Genomic DNA, 12163 nt, shown 5'->3' with positions numbered 1-12163 from the left:
TCGTCCTCCCTGACTCGGTGAGAGCCAGGGTGACCGACCAAAGGGGTCAATTTTCAGATGCCACGCGGGGGTCAGTATTCACGTTCTGCCGACACCATCCCGGCCGTATCAGAACTACTTCGACCTGGAGGCATAGAGATCGTAGACCACACACTGACCAGTCGGTCCGATTTTGTTCACGATATGAGGGCGCCGCACTGAGCGGGGTAAGTGCAGAATACGACACAATGGGCGCTCCCTCTTCGCCCGCGTCAACCAGCAGCGGCATCTTTCGCAAGGCATCTGGGGCGGCACCCACGGCACCCTGTTCCCCCACTACGACACCCTCACCAGCAAACAACACGCCGCCTCCGACCACGCCGCCCTCTACGCCGACATCGACATCACATAACCCGACTCTCCGGCGACTGGACCAGCAGCGATACACGACAGGTAGTCGACTACTCGCGAGCATCACCGTGTGCAGGGGCATCGTCTGAACGAGCTGCCCAGTTCACCAGGAGTCCTCATGCGGTCGCGAAGCAGACAGAAGTCAGGAGCTACGACAGCGGCACGGCTTGCCACGAGCGTCACCGCACTCGCCTTGTCGGTCACGGGGCTGATCGGCTGCAAGGAATCCGACACCGAACCGCCGCCGAACCGATCGGTTCCCCCCGCGGTGGTGCCCGCACCGGGCGCGACCCCATCGCAGATTTCGATTTCGCCGGAATTCTCGGCTCCACCATCAGCGATACCGCCACCAGCCCCTGCCCCGGGCGGCGTCCCGCTACCTACCGCAGAAGGACGCAGAACCCAGAGCCCGGGCGCTCGCCCCAGCCCTCCAGATAACCCAGTCGCGCCGCCGACATACAACACGGAGCTACCCGAGCCACCACAACCCCCTGGAGAAACCGGCAATCCAGCACCTCCGCCGCAGACCGGCCCCGACACACCCGCACCTGCTCCAGACAGCGCACCGACGGGGCCGTGAGATGAGCAACCAGCAGGCGGCGCCATCGCCACCGATACTCCGTCAATGGGTCGGTGTCATCGGGACGGTCATCGCCCCGACCACAGTCATCACCGCCCTGTGCTACTACTTCGGCTACGTCTACACCCGCACGAAACTGGCCTACTTCGGCATCGACTGCGACGCCCTCGGATTCACCTCCAGCGACTACGTCATCAACAGCGTCAGCGTGCTGTATGTCCCCCTCCTCCTTCTCCTGGTCGGATGGTTCACGGCAGTGCGAACAGCCGACTACACGAAACACTTCATCCGCAGCGGACGAAGACCGGACCTCGTACGCAATATCGGCCGAGCCGTCCTCGCACTCGGCGCGGTTCTCATCGCCACCGGCATCGCCGGCGTGGTCGTACCCTGGATCACCGACGACCTCACAGCCATCTCCTGGATATTCACACCCACCGCACTCGGAATAGGCGGACTACTGGTCGTCGGCGGCTGCTGGAGCCTCTCGACCTCGATCACCGAGCCGGGCTCGCATTCGGCGACACCGACCACGCGAGTAACACAAACCCTGGCCATCGCGGTCAGCCTTCTCGCACTGTTCGCCGTCATGAACTCCTTCGCCACCCGCCTCGGCAAGGACGCCGCCCAGGCCCTTGCCCACAACCTCTGGACCAAGGAAACAGCAATCTCCGTGGTCACCACCCAACAGTTGGACGTGCCCGCGAACCTGATCGCCGAGACCCTGGTCCCCACCCAACCAGGACAACCAACAACACGCCGCTACGAGTGCTTCCGCCCACTCGTCGCACGAGGCGACCGATGGGTCCTGGTTCCCGCGAAATGGTCACCCGACAACGGATACGCCCTCATCATCCGCACCGACACCGCGATCGTCGGAATGTCACGATCCAACTCATTTAAACGAATCGCCGAAGCCAACCCCGACCCCACACACCCCAACATCACTTGGCAATGCCCCGAACGCGCCCCCACCCCGTAATCATCACATTGCGCTCTCTGCCCCACGGCTGTGACACACACTGCCGACGATGCGGCCGATGGCAGAATTTCGTTTCTGCCCCAACATTATTAGGCTCTGCGTCATCTTCGATTCGCGACTTCTGTCAGCATGAATAGCCCACAACTATCGACTGTCGAAACTATGTTGGACCGCGCCTTAGCCGGGCGGATTCAGCTGAAAATATTCGGCGCAGCCGCCGATATCGTCTCCTGGAACATCTCCGCGAACGGGTCTACACCGGTCCGATCGCTGGATTACCCTCACGCCCCGCTTGAGATGAGTAGTGGACTACGCACGACGTGCCAGGTCAACCGATGCATGCTGGCAGCGGGTGTTCACACCGGCACGAACATACGCCTCGTCGCCCGCCGCAGCACCATCGCGCACCGATATTTGAGGCATTCGAGGAGCACACTATGGCGAACCTCGGTCTCCAAATCAGATCACTCGATTCGATCAGCGACAAGCACGGGCCACCGGTCATTGCCACGCCCGCGACTTCTCCTGTTCAAGCCACCCGGACCCACCTTGCCGGGGCCGCGACTTCCGCATCAGTAACCGGTCCGAGAGGTGAAAATCAGATCGCTTCGACTGACCGGTCGGCAGCGAAACAATCGACGTGTGTTGCACCAAAAATAGGAGCAGATTATGGACCCGCAGACATTCCCCACCACTCCAGGGCCGCTCACGGTAGCCGGCCACGGTCAAAGTGGATTCTTGACGTTCACCGAAGCGGTCGGACCGACCAACACCATGTTCATCCGGGTCCAGGTAGTGGGCACCGAGTGCAAGCCACCAAGCGCGGCCCGCCCCATCGTGCAACTCCGAGTCGGCCACGGCCTGCCCGTCGGCCTACCGGAGTTCCCGCAGCGGCAGCCGATCTTCGACCAGGTCGGGACCCAGGTGGCCCAAGCCACGATCAGGCCCCAGGCCGACGACATTCAACTGGTCGAAATCCAGGTCAACGAACCGAGCACCGACTGGAAAATTCAGCTCATCAACGAGGACTCGGTCGAGCGCGGCCTGATCTGGGTGGTGGCCGGCACCGACAACGGCACCAAACAGCCCTGGATTCAGCTGCCAGCCGACAAGTCCTTCGGAGAGCTCGAGCATGGCACCTCCACGACCCAGACGGTGCAAGTCCGCAATTTCGGCACCGACGTGCTGACATTCAATGACACCCCCGGGCCGATAGGCAACAATGCCCACTTCAAACTCATCGAGTCGTCGGGTCCGGTACAGCCCAATAGATGCGGGACGTTCAAGATCCAGTTCACGGCCCCGAACAACGCTGGCACTAGTTCCGCGGTCAAGTTCGCTCCTCGCAACAACGATCCCGTCGCTGCCCACAGGAATTCCATCAACCTCTCCGGAAAATCGAAGAATGCCATCCCAACGCCACCGCCACCGGCATGCACGGCATGCACGGCATGCACGGCATGCACATCTTTCAAGGGGGACCTAGAGTTCTTCCCCGATAAGCCATGCCAGGACCCCGCATGCAAACACATAGGCTTTGCTCACAATTTCTAGGCTTCAACCTCGAGGCGACACCGCTTGCCGGGAAGGCTCTGAGCACGGTCCGATAGGACCAAGAACGAGAAAGTCGACCCGCTGCAACAGCGCGCATGACGCCTTCGATGACTTGGACATCGGCTGCCAACCCACGATAGCGACACCTACCGGTCACATCGTCCTGATCGATCTGAGCGGTGTGCGGTGTGACCGATCGACAGGCGCTCATGATGCATGCCGCTCAGTAAATATCGCCGTCCGCAATTATCACTTCGCACGGGGGAAGTCATCGGTGCTCCGACACCCAATCTTGATTACCGACGGTCACGTCCAGTTGTTGGTGCCCCAAGTAGTCGTGGACGAGTTCGAGCGCAACCGCGAGAACGTTCAAAAGATGTTGACCACCAGCTTGACCGACCGTTTCAAGGCCATCCGGCAAGAACTCGCCGCCTACGCCGACATGGACTACCGCAACGAGGAACTCAGACTGTTCGACAAGTGGGCGCACCAAGTGACACTCAGCGGCGCCCTGACCCTTCGCAACTTCGAGGCCATATGCGCACTACTGGAGACCAGCAAGCGAATCCAGCCATCGACCGACGAACGAGAGCGAGTAGTGGCACGAGCGTTGGCGAAGGTCGCGCCCTTCCACCGGCAACGCAACAGCGTCGCGGACGCGCTGCTGATCGAGATGTATGCCACAGCCCTGACCACGGCCAATCCCGGTGACACATTCGCGTTCGTGACGTCGAACTCCCTCGACTTCTGGGCCATCCAGGGCGACCAGCGCCAGCCTTATGACGACTTCGCGGAGATTTTCGCAGCTGAACTCTCGACGTAAAGGCTCAGGGTCGACGGACTCGAACAATGCCTGCGCGACGAGTTCAATGGCTACCTGGACGAACTCGTCGCCGAGATGTGGTTCCCAGACGACCCACGCGGGCTGAACGAGATCCTTGCCGCTGAAAGGGAGATCGACAAGGTGTGGTACGAGCGTTCACTGCGGCATGACCGCGAGTTGATCGCCGAAAGGCAAGACCGAAGAACTCGCGAAGCACGAGCGCGTCGCTCGTCAGGGACGTAAAGGGATCGAGGAAACCTACGGTATCGAGAATCTCGGGCCGTACGACGCCTTCGAGTTGGGAATGCTCATCGGCAAACTGTCGGCATTGCGTTGGGTACTGGGTGACGAATGGGACTTCCTCGACACCAAACGAACGGGTCACCCGTCCAGGCGATCCCTTGCTGGCTCTGTCTGTCGAAAAACATGTCGGTGCCTGGCATTACGCTGACTGCTCGTGACGACCATCGGTCCATTCTGGACACCTCGCAGCGAGGACGAACTGCGCACCGCAGTGGCAGGCAACCTGTTGGTCGAAGACCACTACCGCGATCTCAAACGAACCGTCGATCCTGGCAGATCGGCAAACAAGAAGATCGCGTGCGACATCGCCGCCTTCGCGCTCGACGGCGGCACCATCATCATCGGGGTAGACGAAGGTGACCTCGCAAAGGGCACATCACCGAGTCTGTCTCCAGTCGAACTCAAGGGACTACCCGAACGAATCGAGAGCATCGCCACCACCGCGGTACACGAGCCCGTCCGGATCGCGACGACCGTGATCGTGGCAGACGGTCAACCTGGACACGGCTATTTGCTGGTTCATATCCCACAGTCCCCGCGCGCGCCACATATGGTCGATGGCCGCTACTACGGGCGCGGCAATGTGGAGAATCGAGTCCTGCCCCACGAGGAAGTGTTGCGCTGGCACCAACTCCGCTTGGCGGGGCAGAAGGACGTCCTCGCCGAAACCCGCTCCGCGCTTGAGGGACTCGGACCGCGGAAGGGGCGCGACAGTATCGTGGTGATCCTCGCCGAGCCGCTCGGCGCACCCGACGACCTCCTCGTTCCCCTCATCGAATCAAACGCCTGGCAGCGTCCTGTGTTGGACCTCATGCAGGCTGTCGCCCGACCCGAGCACCGCGAATGCTCGCCGAACCTGGTCGATGCCCACGGATTCGGACGACGAGCCAACGGTGTCGCCATCACCACCGGCATGTACAACGGTCGACGATGGGAAGGCGATGGCGGCGCGGCCGAGATTGCATTCCACGAGAACGGCACCCTGCTGCTGGCATCCGAGCGTCCGGTATTCACCGCTCAGTTCCAGAATGTGAATCCACGTCCACCCGACACCGAGGTCGTCTTCGAGAGCCTGATCATCAACCACACCGACCTGCTCATCCGTCTGGCGGCTGTCGTCGGCCAACAGTACGGCTTCACTGGTACGTGGCGGTTCGGATTGATTATCACTGGTCTACGTGGGGCCCGTTCTTACACCAGAAGCGCGCATCGCCACGGACCGGAAGGGGAGCCCTACACCGCGGACAACTACGAACGCGCTACCGGGGCGACGTTGCTCGACCTCACTGACCGTCCTCGCGCGGTCGTGAAGTCGCTGTTGGCCACACTGCTGCGGGGCCTCGGTGCGTATCGGGAGCAGGAGTTCACCGACTGAAATCGAACTTCGAATACCCCGCAGAACATTTGATGCAGATGTGCTGCTTGCGGAAGCAAGGTTCCGACGAGCTATTTGTCTTGCCAATTCTTGATTCGCTTACGGATCAAGAATATGAGCCCTCCCCAGCACCCGACTGCTACGATTGCCAAGAAGAACAGCAAGCTCTGCGCATCGTCACCCCACCGATCTCCGTCCTCTGGGTTCAGGAGACGGTGAAAACCAGTCCCTGCACCAATCGAACAGATAAAGCCAGCAATGACAAGGACCAACTCAGGTGCGCAACCGATCGGCTGGTCACCGCGCGTAGCTGCACGCGAGGGCGACCAACTAGAGGATATCGTCGAGGGTTTCGGTGGTGGAGCGGACGTAGGGTTAGCGCTATTGACCAAACTGCTGGCTAGCCGGTTTTCCGGACGAAGATCGCCGGTCGGCTCATAGGTGAACAGAGCGATGCCTGAACTCATCGCGTACTCATGTGCCTGTTGCGAGTAACCAGTTGCCGAGAAGAAGAGCAGTTTACTGCTGAAGTCCGCACCTCGCGCACCGAAAAGCCGTTGCAACTCCGGTCTTCCGGTCACGCCTCCACGCCACTTGACCTGGGCAACCGCGTTTGATGCCCGCACATCGATACCGCCGTCCGCACCACCGGTTGTGGCAACTGCGTCGAAGAAGCCCAACTCGCGCATCTTTCTTGCCGCGTTCTGTTCAGCCTGCGCAGGTGTCCTGATGTACTCCACGTGCGGGATCTTAGCCTCGATCCTTGTAGGACACGAATGTTATCAAGTCCTCTCGCTCTGGTGGACCGAGGACCGACTCGAGATCTAACAAATCTCGATAGTTGGCGAATATCACTGCGAACTCGCATATTTGAGCGCCGACCGCGCGGCCGGAATTTGCGATGGTTCTCGAACCAGACGGAAATCTCGTTCCGAAAACTGGCAGTGTCTGTAAACCGGGGGGAGTCTACTCATTTCCTGGACTTCACGGGTGCCGTGTCCGACTCGTCCTGCGTGACTTCAGTCCTCGCGCGTGACGGGCCACGGAACAGCAATAGTGCAGCGGACTGTGGGGTAACCGAGGTAGAGGTTGAAGGGCGTCGTAGGCGGTGGTCGCTGCTTGCGTCCTCGTGGCTCAGGTAGTTGGTGGTGTCGGGGTTCCGAAGCGAGGGCGACGGTCGCGACTCCGGGGGCGATGTCGGGGTGGCAGTTCACTAGCGGCGAGGCAGCATTTCCGTCACAAGTTGGTAGCTTTTGTTGTTCCAGGTTGCAGCTTTGGTGCGTAAAGCGACGGAGAGCGGACGCGGCCAGCCCGGTGCGAGCCTCCCGCTCGACAAGCTTCTGGTTGATGTCGACCTACCTGGCGTCGGCGGCGTTGGAACGACTCACGTTGAATTGCTACGTACAAGGTATGGCCACGAGACGGTGCACAGGGTGCCGTGCAATATGGTCAAGTCTTCTGACTGACTAATTTCTCACAAACATATCGGTCGGTATGTGAGTTTAGTCCGTCATGAGCATTCGTAAACGGCCTGGTGGGCAGATGGTTTAGATTAGGCTTGACACGCTGGATGGTAGTTAATGAGGCGGTAAGACAGCATGGATCCGTTGACAGTGATCATTACAGCGTTGATCGCGGGTGCTGCGGCTGGCGGTCAGGATGCGGCATCGGCGACGGTGCGAGAGGTCTATCAAGCGATTCGGCGCAGAGTCAGCCGTGGAGGCGACGATCCTGATGTCAGGACCGCGCTTGAAGCCAACGAAGCAACGCCTGGCGGAAACGTTGCGGCGCTGGAAGCAGCTATTGCCCGAATTGGCGGCGCAAACGACAGTGAGTTGCAGACTTTGGCGGCACAGCTTCTGAGCGCATTGCCTCACTCGGAAGCCGACCGTGCGCGACACCTTGTCGATCTTCGGCACGCACAGGTGGCAGTGCAGTCAGGCGACAACAACACTCAAAACAACACATTCAACTAATGGCGCCTGCATGGGTTTTCGACATTCGGGGTTCGGATGAAAAAGCAAATTGCACTTCAGCATGGTGACGGAAATATTCAGAACAATTTCTGGTCCGAACGTCGCAGATGGCTAGTCGCCATCTGCACAGCCATATTGGTTGTTGTAACCGTGTCGGCGGGAGTCATCATCTGGCTACAGCAGCCGGATCATGCCGTTGCCGAAGAGCATGCCAAAGAGACTGATCGCGACAAGAGGGACAACGCAACGCCTCCAGCGCGCGCAGAAGGGGTAATAGGGCCCCAAAATTCTCCAGGCTCCAAAGTATCGCCAATAGCTGTCGAAATGGACGGTGACGATGCGCCACTGGCGGCCGTCGCGCAAGATTGGCCGAAAACCGGCTTCCCCGTCTACGATCCCCAACGTCCTGGGCTACTTAACGCTTCTCTCTACTTCAAGATAACTGGCCAAAATTTTACACCAGTACAAATAATTAGCCTTACCGCAAAAGTACTGGAAAGGAGGCCGCCACCATCTGGGACCATCTTGACAGTCGGCTCACAAGGCGTAACCGACGCGCAGGAGATCGGCTTCGACCTTAACGCTGGTGACGTACTCGAAGCGAAATCAATATTTTCTGGAAAATACACCGAATTCGATTATATCAAGACCCATGCTGTCACGCTGGCGCTGGATGAGACGATAGCTTTCAAAGTCGATGTGCGGGCGGATCAATGCGACTGCAAGTTTGTCGTAAATATAGGATTCGAAGACGGTCGCTCACTGGTTATTGACGATGGTGGAAATCCCTTTCGGTTTATCACAATGTCCAATCACTACGATCGAGCATATACTCCAATGTCCGACCCTGCGTCGGCTGGAGGAAAAATGCGATATCGACTTTGCGCATACCCTGAGGAATGCTCTCGGAACTATCTCGGACCATACAGGAAGTGACTCTTTTATTTCGTTTGTAAACTACTAGACTGCCGACATCAGGGGGTCGCCTTGCTGCAAGTAACTTCATCCAGCAGGGGAACTATCCCTTCGGGCAACGCTTTCGTATCCGACTCCTCCCCTTGGAAATCAGGTGACTTCAACCTGACCTGTCCTGTAGGTCAGGTTGCTCATCCCAGATGCCGTCGTCATCGATTCATGGTGGTTCAAGCCACGCGACCTGCGCTTCGCACGAACTGGAATCCGAAACTCGCGCGCCGTCGAGATCTGGTGCGACGTTCCCGCCGACCTGGCCAAGACTCACTACTCAAACAGAAACCGTTCGGCTCTCCCCCGGACCAGCGGCACCTCGCCGAGGGGCTGTCGTCCGGAGTTTCTGGGGCGGGCAGTGGAAGTCGATGTCCGACGAGCACTGCGTGGTGCAGGCGCGCTGCGGCGCCGACCCACATGTAATCATCGCCCCCGCGCATTAGCCTTGACCGGCTACGGCGGTGATAATAGGACGGTGGCAGTTGTGCCCTACCGATTCGACCCACGCGACACTGCTGAGGCACTGTTCGGCGCGGAGCTACGCGCCCGCCGCGAAATGGCGAGACTCTCACTGCGCCGACTAGCTCCGATGGTGTTGGCCAGTCATGATCTGCTGGCTCGGATCGAGAAGGCGCAGCGACGTCCGCAACCTGATCTTGTCGACCGTCTCGATAACGTTCTCGAAGCCAACGGTGTTCTTCGTCGACTGGCCGCGCCTTTCACCGATGGAGTCCTGGTGCCGCGAGTTGTGGTCTTGGACCCAGATGCTGCGGTGCCTGTTCTGCGCGCGCTGATCGCGAGGGTGCGTGCAGCCGATCACACGATGGCTACTGCACATCTCGACGATCTCGCTGCCCACGCCCGCGCAGCTCAGCAGCTTGCCTCGCGGCTGGATTCCGCGCGCCAGCGGGCGTTGGGTCGTCTCATCGCTGAGGCGCACCAGTTGTCGGGGTGGATGTTGTTCGATCGCGGCAGCGTCGCGCTGGCCGAGAAGGCTTTCGCTGCTTCACGACTCGCGGCTGAACAGGCGGGTGCTTTGGATCTACTGGCGTTCATCGGTGGCCCGAACGCGGCGTTCGTCAGCACCTGGTCCGGCGAGCCGGATCGTGGTGCCGAACGCGCCTACGGAGCCTTGTCGTGGGCTCGCCGGAGCGGCAATCGCCGCTTGTCGGCCTTCGTTCTGACGATGTCCGCCCGTGCGCACGCCCGCCTAGGGGAATCCGAGTTGTGCACGCAGATGCTCACGGAAGCGGAGTCGGAGCTGTCTCGACATCGTCCGGACCAACCGGATCCGCCGTGGTTGGAGGTTTTCGATGCTGCCGCGTTGGCCGGGCATCGAGGTTCGTGCCTGCTCGATCTCGGCCACCATGGTCACGCGATAGACGCCCTACAAGAGCAGGCTTCGGCCGGTAGCGCTGAGCGGTTCGTCCGCAACCGCACCATCTGGTTTCTCGAGCAAGCAGATGCGCAACTACGTCTCGGTCAACATGAGGCTGCCGCCCTCACTGTCGATGACGCGATAACTCGGCTCGGCAGCGGAGCTGTCTCACCGCGGGTTCGGCGGATGTTCTGTGCGATCGAGCTCGTCTTGTGTGCCTGTGGTGACCCCGCTGTCACCCCGGTCGCCGATCGGCTGCTCGAATTCAACGCGGTGAACGCGTGAACGGGTAGGTAGCCCAACGCATCTCGATGCCACTTCCTGCATCGGTCACGAGCAAGAGTTCGCCCTGGAATCGTCCGTGCGCGGCGCGGAATCGTCCGGGTCCTTCTTCGACGAATCGGGTATCGGTCGTTGCTGGAGCACTGGCCAGGTAGGCATGCAAGCCGTCGATTTCCCACCGGAACACCGTTTCGTCGGCTTCGGACCACCAACTGCCCAGCAACGGCGAGATGTGCGCAGGACACGTCGCAGGACGCCACTCAGGGGTAGGCGGGGAGGGTTGTTCGGCGATGGCCTCGCGCAGTATGTCGGTGGCCAGATCGCCGGGGGTGACACCGCGGGTGATGTTGGTCAGCACCGTGACCGCCATGCCAGTGGGGCGATCGAGGACGAGTGCGGATTGGAAGCCGGGCATCGCTCCGGTGTGGCCGGACACGACAGTGTCGTCACGCCGCTCCAAGATCAGGCCCAGACCCCATCCTCTGGTCCATCCCGCCGTGTCGACCATGACGTGCAGGGTATGCATCTTCTCGATCACGTTGCCGGGTAGCACTTCTGGTTCACCACCGGTGAGTACATACCCCCACCGCAGGAGATCGCCGGCGGTCGACCACATCTGTCCGCCCACCCCGACAGCGCCTTGATCCATCACCGGTTCGCGATGCACGGTAGCCACGAACGGATCCAGCCGGTATCCGATCATCGCGTCGTCAGGCCGGTTCCAACAGGTGTGCTCCAGCCCCAATGGTTCGAGCAGCGTTGCGGTGATCGCGGATTCACACGATCGCCCGAGGATGGATTCGATTACTTGGCCCAAGATCGCGTAGCCGAGATTGGAGTAGTGCCAGCGTTGTCCAGGCTGGGCCACGAACTCGACCCGGGAGAACATCTCACGGAGCTGAGTGGGCGAGGGGCCCTGCATGCTCTCCCACATATCGGTGGGGGCTTCCCGTTGCAACCCGCTGGTATGCGACAACAACATGCGCAGCGGAACATGCCCGAACGGTGTCCCCGGGAGAAACTTGGCGATCGGGTCATCCAGGCCCATTGCTCCACGCTCGGCGAGCAGCAGCGTCAGCGCGGCGGTGAAGGTCTTGGTGATCGAGCCGATGCGATAGCAGCTCTCGCTGGTGGCGACCTGCTTGGCTTCGACATCGGCGTAGCCCGATACTGCGACAGCTCGCACGACGCCGCCGAGGCCGACCGCCACGAGCACACTCGGGATCCCCGCGCTGACCTGGATGTCGGCTACACGCGAGGAAAGCCTGGTCTGGAAGTCGCTGTCCATCGATTCCTTCCCGTCGCACCCAGGATCGCACACGCGCAGATCGGGGCGTGTGGACAAATTTTCTGTCCACAGCAAACACCTTCCTTCAGCTCGCGACAGCAGCCACGCTGAAGTCCAACGCTCGGGCCGGCCGGTCAGTTGCTTCCTCGCCCCAGCTTGGACGCAACCAGCCCACCGGATCGGCCGACAAATGCTTCGCCTATGAGGTCTGGACCACCTCGTCGTCGCCGGGTGCCGAACCCGAAACAAGGAGGCTCTCGAAATGC

At 60.5% G+C, this 12163-nt stretch carries 9 protein-coding genes; 7 read left to right on the top strand and 2 right to left on the bottom strand.

The annotated features are described in order from the left end of the window. The first annotated feature begins 971 nt into the window (after window positions 1-971). The 4 genes from DAT37_RS27410 (at window position 972) to DAT37_RS27395 (ending at window position 6007) form a co-directional block, all read left to right on the top strand. The gene (locus DAT37_RS27410) at window positions 972-1952 is read left to right on the top strand and encodes a hypothetical protein (RefSeq protein ID WP_109527723.1); all 981 of its coding nucleotides are present in this window, start codon (window positions 972-974) and stop codon (window positions 1950-1952) included. 738 nt (window positions 1953-2690) lie between these two features. Beyond that, window positions 2691-3506, top strand: a complete 816-nt coding sequence (locus DAT37_RS27405) for a hypothetical protein (protein ID WP_157978731.1) — start codon at window positions 2691-2693, stop codon at window positions 3504-3506. Window positions 3507-3687: 181 nt separating this feature from the next. Next, window positions 3688-4329, top strand: a complete 642-nt coding sequence (locus DAT37_RS27400) for a PIN domain-containing protein (protein ID WP_332873363.1) — start codon at window positions 3688-3690, stop codon at window positions 4327-4329. 457 nt (window positions 4330-4786) lie between these two features. Beyond that, window positions 4787-6007, top strand: coding sequence for an AlbA family DNA-binding domain-containing protein (locus DAT37_RS27395; RefSeq protein ID WP_232840026.1), 1221 nt, complete (start codon window positions 4787-4789; stop codon window positions 6005-6007). 71 nt (window positions 6008-6078) lie between these two features. Here DAT37_RS27395 and DAT37_RS27390 read toward each other — a convergent pair whose 3' ends face one another. Continuing rightward, entirely contained in the window at window positions 6079-6747 is a 669-nt protein-coding gene (locus DAT37_RS27390) for a restriction endonuclease (RefSeq protein WP_109527720.1), read from the bottom strand. An 858-nt stretch (window positions 6748-7605) separates the two neighbouring features. Between DAT37_RS27390 and DAT37_RS44340 the strand changes: the two genes are divergently transcribed. From DAT37_RS44340 to DAT37_RS27380, 3 genes are all read left to right on the top strand, one after another. Beyond that, window positions 7606-7983 carry a hypothetical protein gene (locus DAT37_RS44340; protein ID WP_157978730.1) on the top strand — a complete coding sequence of 126 codons (378 nt, stop codon included), beginning with the start codon at window positions 7606-7608 and terminating at the stop codon, window positions 7981-7983. Between the two features lie 36 nt (window positions 7984-8019). Next, window positions 8020-8919 carry a hypothetical protein gene (locus DAT37_RS44335; protein ID WP_157978729.1) on the top strand — a complete coding sequence of 300 codons (900 nt, stop codon included), beginning with the start codon at window positions 8020-8022 and terminating at the stop codon, window positions 8917-8919. A gap of 388 nt (window positions 8920-9307) precedes the next feature. After that, on the top strand, window positions 9308-10612 hold the full coding sequence (locus tag DAT37_RS27380; protein ID WP_332873362.1) for a helix-turn-helix transcriptional regulator: 1305 nt from the start codon (window positions 9308-9310) through the stop codon (window positions 10610-10612). Here the strand turns inward: DAT37_RS27380 and DAT37_RS27375 are convergent. Then, a complete protein-coding gene (locus DAT37_RS27375) occupies window positions 10593-11897 on the bottom strand; it encodes a serine hydrolase domain-containing protein (RefSeq protein ID WP_109527717.1) in 1305 nt (434 codons plus the stop codon). The two genes, DAT37_RS27380 and DAT37_RS27375, sit on opposite strands and share 20 nt — an antisense overlap. Window positions 11898-12163 lie beyond the last annotated feature (266 nt).

It is taken from the genome of Nocardia aurea (genome assembly GCF_003123685.1).
GTDB classification, from domain to species: Bacteria; Actinomycetota; Actinomycetes; order Mycobacteriales; family Mycobacteriaceae; genus Nocardia; species Nocardia aurea.
The sequence above is the reverse complement of the archived record's forward strand: the minus strand, read 5'-3'. Positions and strand labels throughout refer to the sequence as shown.